Here is a 22,589-nt window from a genome sequence, read left to right as displayed (position 1 = left end):
CAGCAGGGTGAGTCTCTCACCCTGCGCTTGGATCATCTGCTTGACCGTTCCCCCCTGAAGACCAAGACCAATGAGCGATTGAGACGGGGTTTCCTGGAACAGCATCGTCAAGGCCGCTTGCTGCACTTCTTGATCGACCCAGAAATTCCGCCCACTAACAACGCCGCAGAGCGTGCCCTGCGGAGCGTAGTGATGGCGAGGAAAGTCTCTCAGTGCAGCAAAAATCTGTTGGGGGCTACCACCTACACCCGCATCAAGAGCGTGGTGGAAACGGCCCGCCTGCGGGGCGAGGATCCCGTAGCCGTGCTGATGGCCCTTCGGCGCTAATCAGATACATTTTTACTAGAGAAATTTTTGACAAAAAATCTGACGCTGATAAAGCCAGATTTGATATTTTAGATGAAAATAATGAATTTATCTACGCCCATAGTTATCAATTTGATAAATTTGAATCAGAAGCTGCGGTTGAGTTCAATATTTCTGATATAGATAGTGGCAGAATAGCAGAACAAGGTCTAGGATTAGCAATTTACTATGCTAAAATAGAACTAATAGAAGATATTCACTTTTTTAGTTAATTATATATAAAATCTAATATTATAGTATAAAATGACACATAGAATTTATGTTTCGCAATACGAACAATCAGATTCTTGCTGTCCTTTGTCTAAAATATTCAGATAACCTATTTATGTGGGATATTGCCCACTTAGATTTCACGGCCCCCACACCTCTGCAATCGCCGCTCCCACTTCCTGCCCATAGGTAGCAAAACCACTTTCCACACCGCGTAAGCCAGCGCCCATGCCGAACAGTTGCGCGACGCGTTGCGGGCTGGGGCAGCGGCACAGTGAACGCTCCGGCGTTGCTGTAGAAAGTCAAATCATCTGCCTGTGCCGCCTCGAAGGGAGTCTGCTCGGCCCTTCCTGCCCTGAGAACCCCAGCCGATTGACTCTGAGGATTGCTCTGCCGAATCTCAGTCTTCTCACGCTATGCTGTCGGGAACAATGTCAACGCTGGCTCAGACTTACATGCTGTGGCTTAACTTTGCCGGCGCGCTGGCCTTAATGACCGCTGCCGTGGCATGGCGGCGGCGTGAGGTTCCGGGGGCGCTGGGTCTGTTTGCCTATCTCATGATGGTGGCGTTCTGGACACTGACCTACGCTGCACACTGGGGCAGCTCTGGACCGCTGTGGCCGCAGGTGTGGCTGCTGGCTAGCTTTGTGGGGGCGGTCTCCAGCCCGGTGTGTGTGTGGCTGCTGACGCGGCTGCTCACGGCACCGTCCCGCAAGGTCAGGTGGCCGGAATGGACGGCGGTGCTGGCGGTCAGCGTGGTGACGGTGGCCCTGATCGTCACGAATGATCCGCTGGGCCTGCTGTTCGGGCCGGTTGCCGGTCTTGGCAAGGCCCATACCCTGCTGAACGGTGGCCCGTGGTTCACGGTGGTGTTGGTCCACGGGTATCTGTTGATCCTGCTCAGCGTCGTGCGCCTGATTCGGGCGCGGCGGGAGGCGGTGGGGCTGTACCGCCAGCAGGTGAGCTGGGTGCTACTTGGCCTGACGGTGCCGTGGGCCGGAAGCTTCGTGGGGGTGACGTGGGGACCGGTGTTTCCCCAACTGGACATCACGCCCATGTCGTTTCTGGTGACTGGAGCCGTTTTTCTGTACGCCGTGCTGGGGCTGCGTCTCTTCGATCTGGTGCCGGTGGCACGGCATCTCCTGATCGAGCAACTGCCCGACGGCGTTGTGGTGCTGGACCGGCGGCGGCGCGTGCTGGACCTGAACCAGGCCGCACGCCGGATGGTTGCTGAGAAGATTGGTTCGCCGCTGGGCCTGCCGGCAGCCGAGGTGTTCGCGCACTGGAGCGCGGCGCTCTACGACCTGCGCGACCTGGGTGATCAGCAGCTTCGGCTGGCGCTGCCTGGGGGCCGTCATCTGGAGGTGCGGGTGTCCAGCCTGAGAGACGACCAGCAGGTGGTCCAGGGACACATGGTGGTATGGCGCGACGTCACCGAGCAGCAGCGGGCCGAAACCCGGATTCAGGCCGCCCACGAGGAACTTCAGCAACGCTTCCTGGAAATCCAGCGCCTTCAGGTGCAGCTCAGAGAGCAGAGCCTGCGTGACCCCCTGACCGGGCTTCACAACCGCCGATATCTCCAGAAACAACTGGCCCTGCTGGAGACTGAAACGGGGGCGGTCTACAGCGTCCTGATCTTCGACATCGACCACTTCAAAGTCACGAACGACACCTACGGGCACGGGGGCGGGGACCGGGCCTTGCAGGAGGTGGCCGCCCTGCTGCAACGGCGTTTTCAGGACCAGCACACCCTGTGCCGTTACGGCGGGGAGGAATTCGTGATGGTGCTGACCGGGCCGCCCGCCGCCCAGGTCCAGTCGGTGGCCGAGACCATCCGGCGTGACATCGAGGGCCTCGACATTGACCATGACGGGCAGAGGCTGCGAATCACGGCGTCGTTTGGAGTGGCGACTGCGGCGGAACACGGCCCCGCTCCCGAGCAGGTTCTGCTGGCAGCAGACCGCGCCCTGTATCTGGCCAAGAATCAGGGCCGCAACCGGGTCTGCATGTCCCCGCCCGGCCCCTGGCTCACGCAGATGGGCGTGGCTGCCCCAGACTGATCTCCTGGCCGCGCCACCTGAGCGGGGCCGCCTGTCCGGTGGTGACGAAGCAGGCTGCTGGCCGGAAAATTTACAGCCGCCCCACCGCCCCCGCCAGATTCGCCCGCGCCTGCGCTTCCAGTTCTGCAAATTCCGGCGTCGTGTAAATGCGCTCGCGGTTCAGAAAGCCGCGCAGGACTTTCTTGCGGCCCACGCGGTACAGCAGCGTCGGAACGTGCGCGTATTCCTGCCGGATGGCGGCGTCGTAAGCAGCAAAAGCATCACTGGATGCGCCAAGAATTGCCAGATCGGCGTCCACCAGCAAGGCTTCGGCGCGGGTGGCGGGCGGCGCGCTATGTTTCGTCGCCAGAATCAGCGCCCGAACCTCCTGCCGAAGCTCGGCGGAGACTGACTGCGAGGTCAGCCAGCCGCCAAAAACTTCCGCGCTGCGTTCCTCGTTGTCGCTCGCTCTGGCGTCATAGATCAGATCGTGGCCCCACACCGCCAGGGCCAGCGCCGGAGTCAGCACACCACGCGATTCCAGTGCGTCCAGCATGGCACGGACGTGATTGGCGTTGTGGTAAGCGCGCCCCGCCTCCAGATAATGCGGGAGGGCGAACGCCTCGGCCTTCGCCAGCAGTTCGCCCTCCACATTCATTTCTTGCAAGTCAGGTCGACGCGGAAGCTGGGGTCAGGTACGCTGAAACTGGCCTTCACGTAATCGTCTTTCTGCTTTGCCACATCCAGCAGAAATTTCTGCGGAGCGTAGGCGGCGACGGCGGCCTTGTCCATCCCAGATTCGGGGAAAAGCTGGAATTCGTAGACGGTGCCGCTGCCCTGTGGCATGGCGGCGTAGGTCTTGTCCTGCCAGGCCGAGCGTCCGTCCATCTTGGCCCAACTGTTGCCGTCGGGGAAGCTCAGGGTGATCGCGCCGTCATAAATGACCCCGGCGTCATCGAGCTTGAGGGTCTGATTCGTGCCGTTCTTGATCTCGACGGTTACGCCCCAGCCTGCGCTGTTTGACCGGTCCACGAAGGGCTGCACCTTGGTCACGCGCATGCGCCAGATGCCGTTGAACAGCCACTCGTTGATGCAGCCGCTGACACTGGCCTTGGCGTTCGCGCCGCCCTGGGCGGTCAGTGCTGTCTTCAGCTCGGCCAGCTTGACATACGTGACGCCGCCGATCACCACGGTGTTCACCGTGACTGGTTGTCCGCTCGTGGAGAGCGTGACAGGCGCAGCGACGGCGCTTCCGAGAACCAGATAGAGAAGAATTCCCAAACCCTGTTTCATAACGTCTCCTTACTTCCACCGGGAAGCCCAGCACGCAAAGGTCAATCTGAAAACTGGAAAGGACAGTCTGGAGCAAGAGAACAAGGGTTCGGGGGGGCTGTCCTGCAAGGCACGCCTGCGCCCATATTGTACGCCTTAATGAAGTTCAGATGAGCATGGTTTTAGCCGTAGCGGGCAGCCAGCGCTGCGCCGATCACGCCCGCATCCGGCCCCAGTTGGGCGCGGCGGATGGTCACGGGCGCGAAGCCCTGCGCGTACTCGTCGGCTGCGGCCTGAACGCCGTGAAAGAAGTAGTCGCCCACGCTGGCGACGCCGCCGCCGATCACGAAGACTTCCGGGTCGATCACCTTTTGCAGGTCCGCCAGCGCCACGCCGATGTGCTTCATGGCCTGCGCCACCACCCGCCGCGCGCCGGGGTGACCCTGCTGCGCCAGCGTGAACGCCTCGGCGGTACTCACGTCGCGGTTGAGGGCGTAGCTGGCGTCGCGCGCAATGGCGGTGCCGCTGGCCACCGCCTCCAGCGCGCCGTCCAGCCCCGCGCCGCTGACCGGGCCGCCGGGCATCACCGTGATGTGCCCCAGTTCCCCGGCCACGCCATGCCGCCCGCGCCAGATGCGACCGTTCAGCACGATGCCCGCGCCGATGCCGGTGCTGACGGTCACGTAAATGCTGCTCTCGGTGCCGCGCGCCGCGCCCAGATACGCCTCGGCCAGTGCGGCGGCCTTGGCATCGTTTTCCAGCACGATCCGCTGAGACAGGCGTTCCAGCAGGCCGTCCACCATCGGCACGTCGTTGAAGCCGTAGATGTTGGGGGCGAACTTGACGCGGGTGCGGTCACTGTTCAGCGGCCCTGGAATCCCCACGCCGATCAGGCGGGCGTCGGGGTGCTTGCGCTGCAAATCGGTGATTTGCGCGGCGATGGCGTCCAGCACCGCCTCCCAGCCGGTTTCGGGGGTGGGCTGGACATGGCGGTCCTGCAATTCGTCGCCGCGCAGCACGCCGGTGGCGATCTTAGTGCCGCCGACATCCACGCCGATGCTGATCTGTTCGGGCAGGGGAAAAGTGGTCATAGAAACTCCTGAAGGGGGAAGGGGAGGGACGGGGCGGATTATCGGCCCACTCTAGCCCGCCTCGCCTCCGGCTTCCTCGGGGTCAAAGCCCAGCAGTTCCAGCGCCTCGGCCAGTTGCACCTGCGGCACGTACAGGCCCACGTCGCCCATGTAGCCACCGGTCTCGATCTCGATCACCGGGGAACCCATCGCCCACTGAAACGGCGTGCGGACCACGGTGACCACGCCGCCTTCTCCCAGGGTGCGCCGCCAGCCCTCGGCCAGCAGGCGCGGCAGGGTGTCCAGCCGCACCCAGGGATCGCCCTGATACAGCACGCGGTCATCGTACTGGTTGTTGCGAGAGGGACCGCTCATGGGGTTTTTTCCGAAGGCACGTCCAGGCGGGCCAGCAACGGCCTGACCAGGTCGTGAAAGCGTTCGGGCAGAGGTTCCGGGATGTGATCCGCGTTCACGCGCACCTGCACCGAGCGGGCAAAGGCGCAGGGCACGTTGTCGGCCACGAAGCGGGCGGCCACGGTCCAACTGGTCCGGCCCACCCGCTCCACCAGCGACTCGATGAACACGGTCTGCCCCAGCCGGATTTCATGCACGTAATCCAGTTCCAGACGGGCCAGCATGGAATGGTCATCGTCGCCCTGGATGCCCGTCGCCGCCGACATGTCCATGCGCGCCACCTCCAGAAACTCGGCGTAACGCGCGTTGTTGACGTGGCCCATCGCGTCCACGTCGGCAAAACGGAGCTGGATGGAGGTGCGGTGGGCAGCATGCCAGTTCAGGGCCGGAATGCGGCTGGCAGACGGGGCCGGGGCCGGAGAGGATGGGGCAGTCATGCCTCCCAGTCTAGCGGCCCGTGTGGACGCCCTCTGCCGCCCGCCTTCCAGATGACGACAATCCAGCCGCCAACAATCCAGACGCTGGCATTCCCACCCGCCTTCCAGGGCAGCTCTCAGAAGTGAACGCTATGCTGGGGCCGCATGACCGACGCGCCGCCCCCCCCACCTCCACCACAGCGCCGGGCGTGGTGGCGGCAGCTCAGTTACCGGCGGCTGTCCCGCCTGCCCCTGACCATGATCCTGACCAGCCTGCTGGCGGGCCTGGGCATCGTGCAGCTCAGCTTCCAACTGATCAACACCGGTTACCGCAGCGTCTCGTGGACCCGCCAGACCGCCGAGGCCCAGGCCAATATCCGGGGCCTGGAACGCGACGTGCAGGTGTTGCAGGACGCCGAGACCAACGCCAATACCCCCGCTTACCTGCGTGAACTCGCCCGCTGTCAGGGTTTCGTGGGTATCAACGAGCGCATCATCGTCAGCCCGGAGGCCCCCGAAAGCCCCGGCGAGAACTGCAAGGCGTTGCGGTTGCCGTAGGGGCTGTAGGTTGTGGGAAGGGCCTGGGCGACTTGTTTGGGTGACGGCCTGCCCGGTGGCCCCCTCACTCCCTTGCTTCACAAGGCCCCTTTGCAAGCAGGTCTTTGACCCTCCCGCAGGGGCGAGGGGTCAAGAATGAGGCTTTGCCTGGCCTTTCCCACACCCCACAACCGACAGCCTACAACCCTTAGAACACCCGGTCCAGAATCAGTTTTTCCGCCTCTGGGGCGCTGTCCGCGATAAGCAGCCCCTCGGTCAGCAGGCGCTGGGCCACCTCCAGGCCGCGTCCATCCCGGTGATACAGGCGCAGCACCACGTCGCCTGCCGCCACCGCCTCGCCCGGTTTGCGTACCAGTTCCACGCCGACGCCGTGATCGATGGCCTCGCCCTTGCGTTCGCGTCCGCCGCCCAGGGCCAGCACGGCGCGGCCCACGCTCAGGGCGTCGATACGGTCCACAAACCCGGCAGAGGGCGCGGTGATCTCGGCACGTCCGGGGGCCACATCCAGCAGATTGGGATCGTCTACCAAGGCTGGATTGCCGCCCTGGGCTTCAACGAAAGCGCGGAACTTTGCCAGCGCCGAGCCGTCGTGCAGGGTGGCGCGGGCGCGGGCCTCGGCTGCTGCCTCGTCCTCGCCGTAAGCGGCCAGCGCTTCCACGGCCAGGGCCACGCACAGCTCGGTCAGGTCTTCCGGTCCCTCGCCGCGCAGGGTCGCCAGCGCTTCCTGCACCTCCAGACTGTTGCCCGCCAGATGGCCCAGCGGGGTATCCATGTCGGTCAGCACGGCGCGCACCAATCGAGAGGCGTGGGTGCCGATGTCCACCATCGCGCGGGCCAGCGCACGCCCGTCGTCCAGGGTTTTCATGAACGCGCCCGCGCCCACCTTCACGTCCAGCACCACCGTATGCGCCCCGGAGGCCAGTTTCTTGCTCATGATGCTGCTGGCGATCAGCGGCAGGCAGTCCACCGTGGCCGTCACGTCGCGCAGGGCGTACAGCTTGCCGTCGGCGGGGGCCAGATCCTTACTCTGTCCCACCAATGCCAGGCCGATGTCGTGCGCCTGCGCGATAAACCGCTCCTCGGACAGTTCGGAGGTCCAGCCGGGAAAGCTTTCGAGCTTGTCGATGGTGCCGCCCGTGTGCGCCAGCCCGCGCCCACTCATCTTGGCCACCGTCAGGCCCAGCGCTGCCAGCATCGGCGTCAGGATCAGGCTAGTCTTGTCGCCCACGCCCCCGGTGCTGTGCTTGTCCACGGTGCGCGGCAGGTCTCCCAGGTCCATCTGATCTCCGCTGCCGGCCATTACCAGCGTCAGGTCCGCCGTTTCCTGCGCGGTCATGCCCTTCAGGTACACCGCCATCAACCACGCGCTGATCTGGTAGTCGGGCACCTCGCCGCGCGTGTAGCCGCTGATCAGGGCTTGCAGTTCGGCGTGGGAATGCTGGCCGCCGTCGCGTTTCTTGCGGATCAGGTCTGGGGTGTTGAAGGTGTCGGAGGAGGAAGTCATGGGGCAGTGTAACTGCCTGCTTGGTGGGTAACGAGAGGATAGAAATCCACACCGTATGAAGCCCCCAGCATTGCCAGCCGCTCTATTTGAAGACCTGTCAGACCCAGGTCAGGAATGGAAGTTGTATGGGCGTCCCACTCTGCTACCACCTGAAGCACGACATCAAGACCGAGAACCTGTGCTGTGCTGCGAATTTTTTCCTCGTGACCCGCCACGCGCTCAAGCAATTCGTCAAGCATGTCCGAGATGAAGAAGGTATGGCGTGTCGGAACTTTCAGTTTCCAGTCGTCAATTTTCCGCGTCCGGGCTACCTGAGCAGGCCGACACAGGTGTGCAAAGAGAGGTTCACCACGCCTGCGCATTTCATCGGCGACGAGGCCAACAGTCTGGCTGAACACCACTGGGTCAAAAGTTCCCGAAATATCCAGATAGACGTACAGATAAGGCTGTTGTGCGGCATCTTTCAAGTGGTCTCGCCCGCGCCGCTCTTCCAGCCGATCTTGCGGTGTGTGCCGTCGCAGAAGGGTTTGTTGCCACTGGCCCCGCAGCGGCATAGCGCGGCGCGAACGTCCCGCACCTCGCTGCCGGGCGTCTGAATACTCAGGTTGCCCGACACTGCCAGCGGTCCGTCTGGAATGGGATGAACGGTGGTGGGCACGGCGGGTGTTTCGGCCTCGCCCGTCTCCAGCGCGTAATGCAGCGCTCCCGTGGGACAGGTGCGGACCACCGCCGCCACACGCTCGGCGGGGGCCTGCCACGGCTGAATCCAGGGGCGCTGGGCAGTATCGAAGACCTGCGGCAGCCCGCGAATACAGTTGGCGACATGCACGCAGCGCCGGACGTTGTAGTAGACGGTGATGCCGGGGGCCGTATACGCCTTGCCCTGGGCCAGATCGCTGGGGGTCAGTTCTTCGGGGGGAAGAGAGGGCTGGGTCATGGGCCAGTTTACGCGCCTCATTTCAATGGCGTGCGGCTCTGCTCAGCCCCAGGCCCCACCGCCGCGCAGCGTGCCCCCAGCCGTCTAAAGACGTCCAGCAACTCCGGTGGCCCATCCACCCGGAAATCGCAGTCCAGGCCCAGCAGAAAGGCCGCGAAGCTGGGCAGATCGTCGCGTGTGCAGCGTATCTGGGTGCCGCCCGCCTCGGCACTGATCTGGGTAAACCAGACCGAAACGCGGCCCCGCAAAGTTTCTGGTGGGGTGTCCAGCCACACGCTGACCTGGGCGGTGGGGGTCTCTGGCGGGAGGGTAGAACGCAGGTAGGCCAGCGCGTCGAAGTCGGGCAGCGCGGTAAACGTAACGCCCAGCACGCGCAGTTCGGCCATGCGGTCCAGCCGGAAGGAGCGCACGGCGTCCCGCAGATGGCAGCGGCCCACCGCGTACCAGCGTCCGTCCAGATGCAGCGCGCGGTATACGTCCACCCGGCGCGTCAGGGCGCTCGACTGCGGCGAGGCGTAACGGAATTCCACGGTCTGCGCCCCGTGGACTGCGCCCAGCAACTCAGACAGCAGCGCCGCGTCCGTGGACACCACCCACGGCGAGGAATCCAGTTGCACCGCACTTTCCAGCGCCTCCACCGTCTCGCGCAGGGCGTGGGGCAGCGTGCGGGCCAGCTTGGCTCCCGCCGCGTGCGCTGCCGGGGCCAGTGCGCCCAGCCCCAGCAGATGCAGCGCCCGCAGCCCCAGCGCCAGACTCAGGGCTTCCTCGCCCGTGAACATCAGCGGCGGCAGCCGGAAGCCGGGTTTCAGGCAGTAAGAGCCGCCCACGCCGCGCTTGCCCTCCACCGGAATGCCCAGGTCTTGCAGCCGGGCAATGTAGCGCTGCACCGTGCGCGGGCTGACCTCCAGCACGCGGGCCAGTTCCGCGCCGGTCACGCTTTCGCGGGCCTGGAGCAGTTCCAGCACGGTCAGCACCCGCATTGAGGGGTCATACATTCCTGTATCCTGCCACACAAACAGGACAGATCCTGACGGGAATTCGGGTTACGCTGTGGGCGGAGGTCAAGATGACAAATACGCCCGCAGTTGAAGTATCGGCCCCACCCATGATCGTTTCCCCCGCCCAGTTTCTAGAGTACTGGCAGGGCAACCGCCGATTGACCCGCCGCGTGACCCTGGCGTTTCCCGAAGACCAGTTGTTCACGTTCAGCATTGGCGGCATGCGGCCCTTTGGCGTGCTGGCCTGGGAAATCCATCAGGTCAGCGAACTGACCCTCACGGGGTTGCTGACGGGCGAGTGGCCCATGCCGGAGTGGCGAAACGGCGTCTCGCAGGACCGCGCCGAGCTGCTGGGGGCCTGGGACGAACTGACGGCCCGCATCGAAACGGAGATGCCGAAGGTGGACCCGGCGTTTTTCCCGCAGATGCATCAACTGCCCTGGGGCGAGATGAGCGGCTGGGCGGCGGCGATCTACAACATCGACAACGAGATTCACCACCGGGCGCAGGGCTACGTGTATCTGCGGGCGCTGGGCATCGAGCCACCTGCCTTTCCCGCATATATGGGACCATGAGCGCTGTCAGAGGGACATTCACGGTCAGGCCCCGCGCGGATATGCCCGCGCAGACCGTCTCCGAAATTGGGCAGATGGGACTGGACAAACACTGGAGCGGCGATCTCCAGGGGCAAAGCGCGGTGGAGATGCTGACCTTCATGACGCCCGTGGAGGGTTCGGCGGTGTATGTCGCCATCGAGGTCGTGCAGGCCACGCTCAGCGGCAGGCAGGGCGGATTTGCCTTCTTCCATGCGGGCGTCAGCGAAAGTGGCGGCCAGAGCCTGACTTACCGGGTGGTTCCCGATTCCGGCAGCGGGGAACTGGCGGGCCTGAGCGGAGAGTTGACGCTGGAAATTGTGGACAGGGTGCATCACTACACCCTTGAATACACGCTGGCAGAAGCCTGAGAGGTGCCTGTGCCGGAAACTGGTCTCAATGAACTCACTCCTACAACCTCTGGGCAGATTCACGCGCTGGGCGGGGGAAAGCCAGAGTCTGGTGGCCGCCTGAACCCGCCCCGCTCCCGCGTTCTGAACTCCCCGAAGCTGTCGCCCGGCCCCCTCGCCGGGCCGATGCACTGGCCTCTCCTGCTTCAGCTTCCATGACACACTCTGCGGTGAACCATGCCCCTCACCCTTAACTTCAGCGGTCCCGTCTGGTACTGGCGCGGCCCCGCCCCGTTCTACTTCGTGACTGTTCCCGCCGAGCAGGCCCAGCAGATCAAGGCCGCTGCCCGCCTCGTCACCTACGGCTGGGGCATGATCCCGGTCAGGGCCAGAGTGGGCAACACCGAATGGAAAACCTCGCTGTTTCCCAGGGAAGAGCTGTACATTCTGCCCATCAAGCTGATGATCCGAAAGGCCGAGAAGATCGAGGAAGGCGACGAGGTGGCCGTGCAGCTAGAAGTGGGCTGAACGCCTGTCCAGAGGAGAAAAATGACCGATCTGACCCTGCTCCACGAATCCTTCCGCCGCAACGGGCGCATCAACGACTTCCTGCTTGATGCCCTGACCGACGCCGACTTTGGCCTGTCCGACAATCAGGGTGGCTGGACCGTCGAGAAGCATCTGCGGCATATGGCGGGCTTCCGCGTCGGCTGGCTGTGGAATCTGTCGCGCCCCCACGCCGGGCCACTGCTGGACCCGACGCAAAAAGACGCGGACGGCGATCCCCTGTGGCGCTGGCAGGACTGTCCGCCCGATGAACTGGTCGCTGCATTCAAAGCCGGAGATGAGGCGGCGCTCAAAGCCGTTGGGGCCGCGCTGAATGAGGACCGCGCCTTCGACGATCCCTGGAAGGAAGGGGCGTACCAGTCCAATCCGGCCCACTTCCTGCAACACACCATCGTCCACGACAGCCACCACCGGGGGCAGATCATGGCGCTGCTCCGTGCGGGCGGCCGCACGGCAGAGGACATGGACGCGCTGGACAACCACTGGGCGATCTGGAGAGAATGATGAAAATTCCTGAACTGTACGACTACCTCGTTCGTGCCCGCCGCGATTTATGGGCCACGCTGGAAACCGTGCCGGACGAGGTTCTCTCTCGTCCAATGCTGGACGGTGACCGCATGCACAGCATCAAAGACCTGATCGCCCACACCGCAGGCGTGGAGGACGGCTGGCTGCACTACACGGTCTTGCAGGACACGCCGGTCGAGGAAGGGTTTCCGGCCCTGAAAGATGCTGGAAGCGGCCCAGCCTTCGCCGGGTTCCCGCTGGCAGACCTGCTGGACTACTGGCGGGCGGTGGAGCAAAGTACCCTGGCCTACCTATCCACGTTGACGGACGCCGATCTGGAACGGGTAATCGAGGACACGCCCGAGGAACACTTCAAACTGGACGGCCTGCTGTGGCACGTCATGCTGCACGAGGTCCGGCACACGGCGCAGATTGCCGCGTTGCTCAGGACGCAAGGGATCAGGCCGCCGTCGATGGACCTGCTGTTCTACCTGCCGAATCTCAAAGCTTAAGCATAGGCCACAGGCAAGTATGAAAAACCCCCGCATCTCGGCGGGGGCTTTCGTTTGAATTTGAAGGGAAGGCTTATGCCGTCGTCTGTGGCATCGGCATCTGTGGGTTGGAAATCTTCGCCACCGCGTCGCGCACCACGTCGCCAGTGATCAGTTCCTGGGTCAGCAGGGCCTCGGCCACCTCATGCATGGCGGCCTTGTACTCCACCACCAGATCACGGGCGCGGTCAAAAGCGTGGTTCAGGATGCGCTTCACATCTTCGTCCACCAGTTGGCTGGTGTGTTCGCTGAACGCCTTGGGGCGGGCCATGTCCTCGCCCAGGAAGACCGGGCCGGAATCGCTGCTCAGGGCCATGTTCTTGAAGTTCTCGCCCATGCCCCATTCCAGCACCATCTTGCGGGCGATGTTGGTGGCCTTGCGGAAGTCGTCGGCTGCGCCGGAGGTCACGCTGCCCATGAAGACTTCCTCGGCGGCGCGGCCTCCCAGGGCCACGACCAGTTGGTTTTCCAGGCGTTCCTTGCTCATCAGCACCTGCTCTTCCGGCAGGTAGAACGCTGCGCCCAGCGCCCGGCCACGCGGAATGATGCTGACCTTCTGGAGCTTGTCGCTGCCGGGGATCACGGCGGCGGTTACCGCATGTCCGGCCTCGTGGTAGGCGATGGCCTTGCGTTCCTCCGGGCTGACGGTCAGCGAGCTGTTTTCCAGACCCAGCGTGATCTTGTCCAGCGCGCGGTAGAAATCGCTCATGTCGATCTGGGTCTTGCTCAGGCGGGCGGCTTCTAGGGCGGCCTCATTGGTGATGTTCTTGAGGTCCGCGCCGCTGAAGTACGGCGTGCTGCGGGCCACCTCGTTCACGTCCACGCCGTCGGCAATGGGCTTGTTGCGGAGGTGGACCTTCAGGATGGCCTCGCGCTCCTTCATGGTGGGCAGATCGATGGTGACCTGACGGTCAAAGCGGCCAGGACGCAGCAGCGCCGGGTCCAGCACGTCGGGGCGGTTGGTCGCGCCCAGCACGATCACGTTGCTGGACTGATCGAAGCCGTCCATTTCCGACAGGATCTGGTTGAGGGTCTGCTCGCGTTCGTCGTGACCGCCGCCGATGCCCGCGCCACGCTTGCGGCCAATCGAGTCGATCTCGTCGATGAACATGATCGCGGGCGCGCTCTTGCGGGCATCCTCGAACAGGGCGCGCACGCGGCTCGCGCCGACGCCGACGAACATTTCCATGAACTCGGAAGCACTGACGCTGAAGAACGGCACGTCCGCTTCTCCGGCAATCGCGCGGGCCAGCAGCGTTTTACCCGTACCGGGAGGGCCAACCAGCAGCACGCCCTTGGGAATTTCCGCGCCAATCTGGTGGTACTTGCCAGGGTTTTTCAGGAAGTCCACGACCTCGATCAGTTCCTTCTTGGCTTCCTCGTGACCGGCCACGTCGGTGAACTTGGTCTGCACGCGGTTTTCCTTGCCGTACTTCTTGGCCTTGCTCTGCCCGAACTGCATGACGCCGCTCTGGCCGCCCTGGGCACGCATGAAGAAGAAGTACATCACGCCCAGCAGCAAGACGATGGGCAGGAAGCTCAGGAGGATGTTCAGCCACTGGCTGGGGGCCACGAAGCGGTAGTCCACATTCTGCGTTTCCAACTCGCCAATCAGGCTGCTGTCGGGCACCGCCAGACTGCCGGGCAGGCGCACCGAGAAGCTGGTGGTCTGACTGGTCCGGGGGGGCTGGCCAGGGTTGACCGCCAGTTTGACCTCGGTGGGCGCTTTCAGGGTCACGGCGGCGTTGCTCTCCGTGATCACGACTTGTGAGACGCTGCCCTGATCCAGCAGGGATTTGAATTCGTTATAGTTGACATTGACGCGCCCGTTGGGCGTCTGCGAGAACATTAAAAAGAGTGCCAGAACAAATAGTACGATCAGCCAGGGATTGAGCCGCCTCAAGAACGTTCCTCCAGGGGGAAAGTGGGAAAATGGGGCGCAAGTCGCCCCTTCTAGACTTGAGTGTACCAGACTCAAGGTGTATGAAATTGTCCCGCGTTACAAGTGCGATTGGGGAGCGGCCTTTAGAGTCCCGAAAGGTTGCCTCACGCGTTGAAAAGCCAGGTCAGGCCGGTCCATCCCGGACCATATCCGTGGTGGTGGCAGTGGGGGCGGGGGCCTCTGCCGCAGCGCATCGGCCCGCGCACGGTCAAGTCGGCAGTGGATGGACTATCCTGGCAGGGAATGATTGATGCGGACACCACCTGGCAACAGGCTTGCACGGCCCTGGCTGGGGGCGACTATGAGACTGCTTTTGGCGTGCTGAGCGCTGCACTGGACGAGGCCATGCCAGCCGCAGTGGGCAAAGGCAAGGGCGCGGCAGTGTCCCCGGTTGCGGCGCGTATCTGCGTGTATCTGGGCAGTCTGCACGCCCTGTACGGCGACGGCGCAGCCGAGCAACTTGAGGCGACGCTGGCGGAGGCACGTGGGCTGAATCCGGCGGTGGTCAGCGAGGTGCTGTATCTGGCCCTGAGCGCCGAGCTGGAAGCCCGCACGCGTGGCCCGGAAGCGGTCCCACCATCCGAGGCCGTGCGCGAGGCGCTGGACCCGGTGGCCCGCTTCCATGCGCTGTGCGCGCTGGCACTGGCCGAGCAACCACAGGTGGCACTGGACATTCATCTGGGGGCGGGCGAGCTGCCCCCGCATCTGCGCTGGCGGCTGCGCTCGTGGCAGGCCGATTGTCAGGAGCAACTGGGCCACACGGCGGACGCCATCAACCTGTATGCCGAGGCAGCGCATCTGGCGGGTGGCCTGGACCGCGCGGTGATGATCCAGGAACAGGCGGCGCTGCTCATCCAGGACGGACAGCCCGAGGAAGCCAAGAAGATTCTGGACGGCGCGCGGCTGCTGTACGGCAGCAAGCAGGCCATCAACCCCGGCCAGATCAACCCAGGCCAGATCAACCCAGGTCAGATCAACGCAGGACAGGGCGAGGACGAGGGCCTGAATCTGGCGACATGGCACTACCTGCGCGCCCAGGCGCTGTTGCAGATGGATCAGGCGGACGCCGCCTACGAGATGATCCGCGAGGCGGACCGCCTGGAGCGGCAGTACGGCACCCCCGGCTATGTGGTGGCCCTGCTGACCGGCCAGATCCTGAGTCACCTGGGCCAGCAGGAAAAGGCCATCACTGCCTTCGAGGCGGCCCTGAAGCTGGCCGAGGACAGTGACCGCCCCTACGCCAACCACGAGCTGGGCGTGGCCCTGCTGGATATGGACCGCCCGGTGGAAGCCCGTGACCGGCTGGAAGTGGCCCTGAACGAACCCGACTACCCTTATCAACCCGAGGTCCTGGCCGATATTGCCGAGTGCGACTACCGCCTGGGCCGCATGCCCGAGGCGCAACTGGCCGCCGAGCAGGCGCTGGCGCAGGGCGCGGTGATTCCTGCCAGTCTGGTGCTGGGCAGTGTGGCCCTGGATTATTTTCAACTGGACGAGGCCCTGGAACACTATGAGCGCGTGGTCCGCGAAGCCGCCCCCGACAGCCGCGACTGGATCATCGGGCATCAGATGGCCGCCGATGTGATGGCGCAGCAGGGCTTTCCCAATCCCGCCGCTGCCGTTGCCCACGCCCAGCAGGCGCTGGACAACACGCCCGAGAGTGACGATTGGCACGGCACCTTGCAGGATCTGTTGGCGCGGGCACAGACATTGATGGGGAATCAGGACGGGCGGATGCTGAACTAGCGCTTCGGTTGGGAGATGCGTGACTGCGTTGAACAGCCGCGCTACGAGTCGTCGAATACAATAGAGGAATGGATGATCCCCAAAGTGACTTGCGTGCTTGGGCTATGCGGATTGAACGTGAGCTGCCAAACCAGATCAAGGAATGCAAGGCGGAATTGTCTAGAATGCGAACGAATGCTTATGTGCTGGTGGGCATAGACATTGTTGCGTATTATCTTTCTCTAAGCTCAGACTCTATATTAGGGCAGGTTTTCGCGGTAGCCCTTATGCTCTTTGTTGTCTCTAAGATGGTAAACATACAATATTTTCAGGAAAATTTGGAAAGCCTTGAAGAAAGGAGAGTGAGAATAGCAAATTTTATAGGTTTACGGCACTATGCAAGCGTGATAACTTATTTCGGTTACGATAGTAGCAGTGATGGATGGAAGCGCTGTCAAAATTTGGAAGCGGCAGGTCTTGATATAGTTAAGTTAGGTAAGATTGAGCTAGAGCAGAGAGAAAGCCAGTATATGTTTTAGGACTGATAGGGCACTTTCTATTATTTTTGACAAACTGAAATTCTGCACAACAAAAAGCCACCCCCACTTGGAGGGCGGCCCTTTCTACGCGCAGAACTTCAGTCTGCTGCCGAACCGTGGTTCTTGGCCTGCAAAAGCTCTTTTTCCCTCTTCGCGTCGGCTTCCAGCTTGGCCTTGATCTTCTTCAGGGTAAAGCTGGCCTCACGTTCGCGCTGATCGAGAACACTGCGGATAAAGCGGATGTCGTCCTGAATGCCGGGAATCAGGACCTGCTCCAGCGCGTTCACACGGCGCGAGGTCTTCTTGATTTCCTCGCCAATCCGGCGCAGCTTGGTCTCGGTGGCGGCCACCTTGACGATGCCGTCCATCACGCCGCCAAAATCGGTGGCGGCCTGGATGGTGCGTGCGCCGACATTGATCGGGCTGAACGTGGTGGCGGTATCGCGCTCGGGAATCTCGATGCGCGGCACCTTCACGCCGTACAGGTTGTCGATCTGCATGTCAATCGCGTAATCGCCGCTGCCAGCCAGGCTCAGGCTCTCGACGGCTTCCGGGCTGTCCCACGCTTTCGCGCCGAACAGGCTGGTGTATGCGCCCTTGCTCACGCCGGAGAGTTCCTCGCGGGCGGCCAGGGCGTCCTTGACCAGTGCGAAGAACTCGCCGATCAATGCGTCGCGCTTGCGCTTCAGCAGGTCTGCGCCGCTCTGCGCGGTCTTGAGGCTGGCCTTGCTCGCCAGCATGGCGCTGCGGGTGGGGCTGATCTGTCCTGCCATATGTGTTCACCTCCCTTGTCGGTGAATGTTTGAAAGTCTAGCCGCCAGGGATGTCGGCGGTCAGACTTTCAAACCCATCTACATGCTCATGCTGCGTCCGCCGCGCCACATCTCGTCCATCTTCTCGCCGTAGAATTTGTCGATGGAGTCCTTGGACAGGCGGGTGAGCTGGCTCTGCGGCAGCTTGGACAGGATGCCCCAGGCAACGGTCAGGCTGTCGTCGATGCTGCGGTCCTGATCGCCCTGGCCGATGAAGTAGTTCTCGAAATCGTCGGCGAAGCGCAGGTACAGCTTGTCGGTGTCGGTCAGGGCGTCCTCACCCGTGATCGCCACCAGCTTGCGCAGGTCCAGCCCGTTGGCGTAGGCCGCGAACAACTGATCGGAGACGTTCTTGTGATCGGCGCGGGTCTTGCCCTTGCCGATGCCGTTGCCTTGCAAGCGGCTCAGGCTGGGCAGCGGGTTGATGGGAGGGAACACGCCCTTGGAGTTCAGCGTGCGGTCCACCACGATCTGCCCTTCGGTGATGTAGCCGGTCAGGTCGGGGATGGGGTGGGTAATGTCGTCGTCGGGCATGGACAGAATCGGAATCTGCGTGACCGAGCCGGGCTTGCCCTGCACCACGCCTGCGCGTTCGTACAGTGAGGCCAAATCGGTGTACATGTAGCCGGGGAAGCCGCGTCGTCCGGGGATTTCCTCGCGCGCACCGCCGATTTCACGCAGCGCCTCGCAGTAGTTGGTCAAGTCGGTCAGGATCACGAGGACGTGGTAACCATGCTCGAAGGCCAGGTACTCGGCAGTGGTCAGTGCCATGCGGGGGGTCAGCAGACGTTCCACGGCGGGATCGTCGGCGCGGTTCAGGAACAGCACGGCGCGGGCCAGGGCACCGGTGCGCTCGAATTCCTGCGTGAAGAAGGACACCTCGCGCTGGGTCAGGCCCATCGCCGCGAAGACCACCGCGAAGGGTTCATCCGAGCCGGGCACCTTGGCCTGACGCGCGATCTGGGCGGCCAGCTCGTTGTGAGGCAGACCGGAGCCGGAAAAGATCGGCAGTTTCTGCCCACGGATCAGACTGGTGTTCACGTCGATGGTGGAAATCCCGGTCTGGATGAATTCTTCCGGCTTGGCGCGGGCGGTGGGGTTCATGGCCTGACCGTTAATGCTCAGGCGCTTCTCGGCCACCACGGCGGGCAGCCCGTCGATGGGGCGTCCCAGACCGTCGAAGCGGCGTCCGATCATTTCCTTACTGACGCCCAGGCGGGCCACGTCTTCCACCAGGCTCACCGAGGCGGTGGCGAGGTCGAGGCCACGCGTTTCGCCGAACACCTGGATCACGGCGTTCTGATCGGTCACGCTGATGACCTGACCGCCGCGCAGCTTGCCGCCGCCGTCCTTGATGTTGACGATTGCGCCGTAGGCCAGATCGGACGCGGCGTTCACGAACAGCAGTGGCCCGGAAATATAGGCGACGTCGTTGTATTCCTTCTGGAGAAGGGTCATGCGGTCACTCCCTTGAAGGTCTGGTCGAGTTCGTTCATGACGCCCTCGCCGTAAGCATTGAATTCAGTCTCGGCGACGTAGCGGGCGCGGGCCAGCTTCTCGATCACGGGGTTCTGAATGATGTCGTCGATGGTTGCGCCGCTCTTGAGGGCCGCGTCGGCTTCCTCGTAGAACTTCAGGAACATCTTCATCAGGCCGTAGTTCTTGGGCATCGAGGAAGAGGCGTCCACAGCGTCGAAACCGTTCTGCTGCAAGAAGTCCTGACGCAACATGCGCCCGGCCTCGATGATCAGCCGCTCGTTGTCCTGCAAAGCGTCTGGGCCGACGAGCTGCACCACTTCCTGCAAGGAGGCTTCTTCCTGCAAGATGTTCTGGATGCGCTGGCGCAGTTCGGGGAAGTCAGCACCGACGTTGTCGCGGTACCACTTGTCCAGGATCGGCGTGAACAGGCTGTAGGAGCCGTTCCAGTTGATCGCCGGGAAGTGGCGGCGGCGGGCCAGACCTGCGTCCAAGCGCCAGAATGCGCCGGTAATACGCAACGTGGCCTGGGTCACGGGTTCGGACATGTCGCCGCCGGCAGGGGAGACCGCGCCGATCACGCTGACTGCGCCGTCCTCGCCGCCCAGGGTCTTGACGGCCCCGGCGCGCTCGTAGAACGCCGCCAGTTTTGCGCCCAGGTAAGGCGGGTAGCCTTCTTCTGCGGGCATTTCTTCCAGACGCGAGGAGATTTCGCGCAGCGCCTCGGCCCAGCGGCTGGTGCTGTCGGCCATCAGGGACACAGAGTAGCCCTGATCGCGGAAGTACTCGGCCAGGGTGATGCCGGTGTAAACACTGGCTTCACGCGCCGCCACCGGCATGTTGGAGGTGTTGGCGATCAGGATGGTGCGCTGCATCAGCGGGTTGCCGGTCTTGGGGTCTTCCAGTTCGGGGAATTCCACCAATACGTCGGTCATCTCGTTGCCGCGCTCGCCGCAGCCCACGTACACCACGATGTCGGCGTTGCCGTACTTGGCCACGCTCTGCTGGGTCACGGTCTTGCCCGATCCGAAGGGGCCGGGAATCGCTGCTGCGCCGCCCATCACCAGCGGGAACAGCACGTCCAGAATCCGCATCCCGGTCAGGAAGGGCAGGCTGGGGTCCAGCTTCTTGGCGACGGGGCGCGGCGCACGGACGGGCCAGTAGTGGGCCATCCGCAGCTTGGTGCCGTCTTCCAGCTCGGCAATCGTGTCGTCGATGTTGTACTCACCGGCGGCCACGATGGACTTGATCCTGCCGTTGCTCTCGGGCGGAACCAGAATCTTGTGGGTGAAGGCAAATTCAGGCACGGTGCCCAGGATCGAGCTGCCGATCACCTCGTCGCCCACCTGCACGCTGGGGGTGAAGTCCCACTTGCGGGTGCGGTCCAGGCTGGAGACCTCGATGCCGCGCGCGATGAAGTCGCCCGACAGTTCGCGGATCTTGTCCAGCGGACGCTGGATGCCGTCGTAGATGCCGTTGAGCATCCCTGGCCCCAGTTCCACCGACAGGGGCAGATTGGTGGTTTCCACGGGTTCGCCCACGGTCAGGCCGGAGGTATCCTCGTACACCTGCACGAAGGCGGTGTTGCCGTCCAGACGAATAATTTCGCCCACCAGGCGTTCCGTGCCCACGCGCACGATGTCGTACATCTTCGCGCCGTACATGCCGTCCGCGATCACCGCAGGTCCGGCGATGCTCTGCACGACGCCACTCTTGTTCTGAGTCATTGAATCTCCTTGGGAGAGGTCTGAAAGTCTAAGGTCAAACAGTCTAGAGGCGGAACAGAACAGCATTTGTGCTTTGTGCCGTCTGGCCGTTAGACGGCTTGACCCGGAGACCGTTTAAAGCTTGATATCGAAGCCGATAGTTTCGCGCACCAGCTTGCTCATGTACGCCTTGGCGTCCACGGTTTCGGGCGAGAAGGCGTCCTTCAGGCTGGGAATGGGGAGCAAAATGGGCAGGTCACGGCCCCGCATGACGCGGGCGGTGGAGGTGGCTGGGTCGGCGATCAGGCTGGTGTCGATGGCCACCAGACCGTAATCGCCCTCGGTGATCAGCTTTTCCAGCGCGGCCTGCGCCTTGTCGGGCGTGGTGTCCACCACTTCGGCCCCGGCCAGCCGGAAGCCGGTGGCGGTTTCGTGATCGGTCAGAACGACGACTTTACGCACCTTCCAACTCCCTTTGCAGCTCGTCCTTGCTCAGGCCGTAGAACTTGGCGCGGCCAATCAGACGCATGCGGGCGATTTCCTGTTCCTTGCGGCGCAGGTAATCCAGCGCCACGCCCGGCCCCAGCGCGTCGGCCATCGCCACGTTGCGGCTGGCCTCGTCGAGCAGCCTGCGGGCAATCGCCTCGGAGCTGCCCAGATCGGGGGCTTCCAGCACCGCGCCCAGATCGGGAGCGGACACGCTGTTGTCGCCGCCCGCGATTCGCAGGAAGTCGGCCTCGGACACGTCACGTCCGCCGGGGATGAAATAGCGGACGTTGGGGGCCGCGCCGCGCAACTGGCGGGCGATCAGCAGGTTCCGCACGTCGATCTCGCGCGTGAAGTAACGGCGGACATTGGTGCCGCGCACGCCCGAGAGAACGGCGCGGTAGTAGCCCTGATCCAGCGCCACTTCCAGATCCAGCAGGCTGCTGGCCCCGCCACTCACGGCGGCGCGCAGAATCTGGCCGATCTTGCCGCCTGCCACGCTCAGGGTCTGGGCGAGGCTGGCGACGTCGGCACTCTGGGCCGCGCCCTGGAGGGCAGACCACGGCAGTGTTCCCGCTGGGATCAGGCCCGCCACGATGTCGTCCGCCGAGCGTCCGGTCTGCACGCCGCGCACCAGTGTTTTCACATTCTGGAGGTCATAGCGCAGCAGCATCGCCTCGATCTCGCGGGCAGGTTGCCCGGTGGCAATCGAGCGCAGGTGCGAGATGGATTTGAGGTAATTGCGGCTCAGGGCCTCGTCGAGCTGCCCCAGACCCGCCCCCTGCGCGGTGGCCTCGCCCAGGTCCTCGCGCAGCGGCGTCTCGCTGATCTGACGCAGGAATTCCTGGTAGTTCAGCGTGTTCGTCACGTCGTCCATCGCGCGGGCGTCCACCAGGGCCACGCGCATCATGCGCACGCGCCCGTTGATATACCCGTAGGGGTTGTTCATGTGTCCTCCCCCTAAATTTCAGCCAGCACTAGACTTCGGCCAGCATGTGTGAGACTTCGGCGCTCAGGGTGGGGCGCGCGGCTTCCAGGCGGCCCAGCAGGGTGTTCTGCACGCTGGTCTTGCCGCCGGAGCCGACCAGACGCACGCCGGTTTTCACCGTGTCGTTCACGCGCACGTCCATCTGGCGGCCCAGGCTGCCCAGCGCCTGACGCACGGCGTCCTGCTCACCCGCAGAGGTTTCGATGACTTCCGCCGTCGGCAGGGCGTTCAGGCCCTCCTCGATCAGCTTGGTCAGCACCTGCGGGTATTCCGGCGCGTTCGTCATGCTGGCAATGAATTGCTGCGCGGTCTGAAAGGCCTTGACCTGCAAGGTGTCCGAGGCCGCCAGACGCTGGGCATTGCTGTCCAGGTCGGCGGCGCTGCGGGCGCGGGTCAGTCCGGCGGCGTAATCGCTTTCCAGGGCGCGCTTTCTGCCCTCGATCATGCTCTGGGCGCGTTCCTGGGCCATTGCCACAATGTGCGCGGCCTTTTCCTGCGCGCCAGAGCGAATCTGGGTGATCTCGCCCTGGATTTCCTTCTCTAGGATGTCACCGAGGCTCATC

27 protein-coding genes are annotated in these 22,589 nt (G+C 63.5%); 11 read left to right on the top strand and 16 right to left on the bottom strand.

The features are described 5' to 3' along the window. Positions 1–27 precede the first annotated feature (27 nt). The 3 genes from BOO71_RS14455 (at position 28) to BOO71_RS14450 (ending at position 2,636) form a co-directional block, all read left to right on the top strand. Positions 28–327, top strand: coding sequence for an IS66 family transposase (locus BOO71_RS14455; RefSeq protein ID WP_303046789.1), 300 nt, complete (start codon positions 28–30; stop codon positions 325–327). Next, positions 213–578, top strand: a complete 366-nt coding sequence (locus tag BOO71_RS27875; RefSeq protein ID WP_175607451.1) for a hypothetical protein — start codon at positions 213–215, stop codon at positions 576–578. Before BOO71_RS14455 ends, BOO71_RS27875 begins: the two co-directional genes overlap by 115 nt. A 429-nt stretch (positions 579–1,007) precedes the next feature. Next, positions 1,008–2,636 (top strand): histidine kinase N-terminal 7TM domain-containing diguanylate cyclase, encoded by a 1,629-nt coding sequence (locus BOO71_RS14450; protein ID WP_175607450.1) that lies wholly within the window; start codon positions 1,008–1,010, stop codon positions 2,634–2,636. Positions 2,637–2,706: 70 nt separating this feature from the next. On the opposite strand, the gene BOO71_RS14445 is transcribed toward BOO71_RS14450, so the two are convergent. The 5 genes from BOO71_RS14445 to BOO71_RS14425 form a co-directional block, all read right to left on the bottom strand. Continuing rightward, on the bottom strand, positions 2,707–3,273 hold the full coding sequence (locus BOO71_RS14445) for an HD domain-containing protein (protein ID WP_075833570.1): 567 nt from the start codon (positions 3,271–3,273) through the stop codon (positions 2,707–2,709). Continuing rightward, the gene (locus BOO71_RS14440) at positions 3,270–3,908 is read right to left on the bottom strand and encodes a hypothetical protein (protein WP_075833568.1); all 639 of its coding nucleotides are present in this window, start codon (positions 3,906–3,908) and stop codon (positions 3,270–3,272) included. The genes BOO71_RS14445 and BOO71_RS14440 overlap by 4 nt, the downstream gene beginning before the upstream one ends. Positions 3,909–4,069: 161 nt before the next feature. After that, positions 4,070–4,978: an ROK family protein gene (locus tag BOO71_RS14435; protein ID WP_075833566.1), complete on the bottom strand. Its 909-nt coding sequence runs from the start codon at positions 4,976–4,978 to the stop codon at positions 4,070–4,072. A gap of 51 nt (positions 4,979–5,029) precedes the next feature. Beyond that, on the bottom strand, positions 5,030–5,332 hold the full coding sequence (locus BOO71_RS14430) for a hypothetical protein (protein WP_075833564.1): 303 nt from the start codon (positions 5,330–5,332) through the stop codon (positions 5,030–5,032). After that, positions 5,329–5,808 carry an acyl-CoA thioesterase gene (locus BOO71_RS14425; protein WP_075833562.1) on the bottom strand — a complete coding sequence of 160 codons (480 nt, stop codon included), beginning with the start codon at positions 5,806–5,808 and terminating at the stop codon, positions 5,329–5,331. Before BOO71_RS14425 ends, BOO71_RS14430 begins: the two co-directional genes overlap by 4 nt. Before the next feature lie 144 nt (positions 5,809–5,952). Between BOO71_RS14425 and BOO71_RS14420 the strand changes: the two genes are divergently transcribed. Then, positions 5,953–6,345: a cell division protein FtsB gene (locus BOO71_RS14420; protein WP_075833560.1), complete on the top strand. Its 393-nt coding sequence runs from the start codon at positions 5,953–5,955 to the stop codon at positions 6,343–6,345. Positions 6,346–6,532: 187 nt separating this feature from the next. On the opposite strand, the gene BOO71_RS14415 is transcribed toward BOO71_RS14420, so the two are convergent. The 4 genes from BOO71_RS14415 to BOO71_RS14400 are packed head-to-tail and all read right to left on the bottom strand — an operon-like array spanning position 6,533 to position 9,781. Further along, entirely contained in the window at positions 6,533–7,849 is a 1,317-nt protein-coding gene (locus BOO71_RS14415; RefSeq protein WP_075833558.1) for a thymidine phosphorylase, read from the bottom strand. Further along, a complete protein-coding gene (locus tag BOO71_RS14410) occupies positions 7,846–8,316 on the bottom strand; it encodes a DUF4279 domain-containing protein (RefSeq protein ID WP_075833556.1) in 471 nt (156 codons plus the stop codon). The genes BOO71_RS14415 and BOO71_RS14410 overlap by 4 nt, the downstream gene beginning before the upstream one ends. Then, positions 8,313–8,786, bottom strand: coding sequence for a (4Fe-4S)-binding protein (locus tag BOO71_RS14405; protein ID WP_075833554.1), 474 nt, complete (start codon positions 8,784–8,786; stop codon positions 8,313–8,315). Before BOO71_RS14405 ends, BOO71_RS14410 begins: the two co-directional genes overlap by 4 nt. A 17-nt stretch (positions 8,787–8,803) precedes the next feature. Next, the gene (locus BOO71_RS14400; RefSeq protein WP_075833552.1) at positions 8,804–9,781 is read right to left on the bottom strand and encodes a helix-turn-helix transcriptional regulator; all 978 of its coding nucleotides are present in this window, start codon (positions 9,779–9,781) and stop codon (positions 8,804–8,806) included. Between the two features lie 71 nt (positions 9,782–9,852). Here BOO71_RS14400 and BOO71_RS14395 point away from each other — a divergent pair, with 71 nt between their 5' ends. The 5 genes from BOO71_RS14395 to BOO71_RS14375 all read left to right on the top strand — a co-directional run bounded on the left by BOO71_RS14395 (position 9,853) and on the right by BOO71_RS14375 (position 12,313). Continuing rightward, positions 9,853–10,359: a DinB family protein gene (locus BOO71_RS14395; RefSeq protein WP_075833550.1), complete on the top strand. Its 507-nt coding sequence runs from the start codon at positions 9,853–9,855 to the stop codon at positions 10,357–10,359. After that, entirely contained in the window at positions 10,356–10,748 is a 393-nt protein-coding gene (locus tag BOO71_RS14390; RefSeq protein WP_075833548.1) for a DUF3224 domain-containing protein, read from the top strand. Before BOO71_RS14395 ends, BOO71_RS14390 begins: the two co-directional genes overlap by 4 nt. 216 nt (positions 10,749–10,964) lie before the next feature. Next, positions 10,965–11,255, top strand: coding sequence for a DUF1905 domain-containing protein (locus BOO71_RS14385; RefSeq protein ID WP_075833547.1), 291 nt, complete (start codon positions 10,965–10,967; stop codon positions 11,253–11,255). A 21-nt stretch (positions 11,256–11,276) separates the two neighbouring features. Then, entirely contained in the window at positions 11,277–11,798 is a 522-nt protein-coding gene (locus BOO71_RS14380) for a DinB family protein (RefSeq protein WP_075833545.1), read from the top strand. Beyond that, positions 11,798–12,313, top strand: a complete 516-nt coding sequence (locus BOO71_RS14375) for a DinB family protein (protein ID WP_075833544.1) — start codon at positions 11,798–11,800, stop codon at positions 12,311–12,313. Before BOO71_RS14380 ends, BOO71_RS14375 begins: the two co-directional genes overlap by 1 nt. Before the next feature lie 73 nt (positions 12,314–12,386). Here BOO71_RS14375 and ftsH read toward each other — a convergent pair whose 3' ends face one another. Continuing rightward, positions 12,387–14,255, bottom strand: a complete 1,869-nt coding sequence (gene ftsH, locus BOO71_RS14370) for an ATP-dependent zinc metalloprotease FtsH (RefSeq protein WP_075833542.1) — start codon at positions 14,253–14,255, stop codon at positions 12,387–12,389. A gap of 282 nt (positions 14,256–14,537) precedes the next feature. Between ftsH and BOO71_RS14365 the strand changes: the two genes are divergently transcribed. After that, entirely contained in the window at positions 14,538–16,040 is a 1,503-nt protein-coding gene (locus BOO71_RS14365) for a hypothetical protein (RefSeq protein WP_075833540.1), read from the top strand. A 68-nt stretch (positions 16,041–16,108) separates the two neighbouring features. Further along, entirely contained in the window at positions 16,109–16,558 is a 450-nt protein-coding gene (locus BOO71_RS14360) for a hypothetical protein (protein WP_139322953.1), read from the top strand. A 98-nt stretch (positions 16,559–16,656) separates the two neighbouring features. Here the strand turns inward: BOO71_RS14360 and BOO71_RS14355 are convergent, their stop codons facing one another. From BOO71_RS14355 to BOO71_RS14330, 6 genes are all read right to left on the bottom strand, one after another. Beyond that, the gene (locus BOO71_RS14355) at positions 16,657–17,331 is read right to left on the bottom strand and encodes a V-type ATP synthase subunit D (RefSeq protein WP_075833537.1); all 675 of its coding nucleotides are present in this window, start codon (positions 17,329–17,331) and stop codon (positions 16,657–16,659) included. A gap of 78 nt (positions 17,332–17,409) precedes the next feature. Then, positions 17,410–18,828 carry a V-type ATP synthase subunit B gene (locus BOO71_RS14350; RefSeq protein ID WP_075833535.1) on the bottom strand — a complete coding sequence of 473 codons (1,419 nt, stop codon included), beginning with the start codon at positions 18,826–18,828 and terminating at the stop codon, positions 17,410–17,412. After that, on the bottom strand, positions 18,825–20,573 hold the full coding sequence (locus tag BOO71_RS14345; protein ID WP_075833534.1) for a V-type ATP synthase subunit A: 1,749 nt from the start codon (positions 20,571–20,573) through the stop codon (positions 18,825–18,827). The genes BOO71_RS14350 and BOO71_RS14345 overlap by 4 nt, the downstream gene beginning before the upstream one ends. Before the next feature lie 114 nt (positions 20,574–20,687). Further along, entirely contained in the window at positions 20,688–21,014 is a 327-nt protein-coding gene (locus BOO71_RS14340; protein ID WP_075833532.1) for a V-type ATP synthase subunit F, read from the bottom strand. Continuing rightward, a complete protein-coding gene (locus BOO71_RS14335) occupies positions 21,007–21,987 on the bottom strand; it encodes a V-type ATPase subunit (protein ID WP_075833530.1) in 981 nt (326 codons plus the stop codon). The genes BOO71_RS14340 and BOO71_RS14335 overlap by 8 nt, the downstream gene beginning before the upstream one ends. A gap of 28 nt (positions 21,988–22,015) precedes the next feature. Next, positions 22,016–22,588, bottom strand: a complete 573-nt coding sequence (locus BOO71_RS14330) for a V-type ATP synthase subunit E (RefSeq protein ID WP_075833529.1) — start codon at positions 22,586–22,588, stop codon at positions 22,016–22,018. Position 22,589 lies beyond the last annotated feature (1 nt).

It is taken from the genome of Deinococcus marmoris, from assembly GCF_001949125.1.
Classification (GTDB): Bacteria; Deinococcota; Deinococci; order Deinococcales; family Deinococcaceae; genus Deinococcus; species Deinococcus marmoris_A.
Note: the sequence above shows the minus strand (reverse complement) of the source record. Positions and strands in the feature narration are given on the sequence as shown.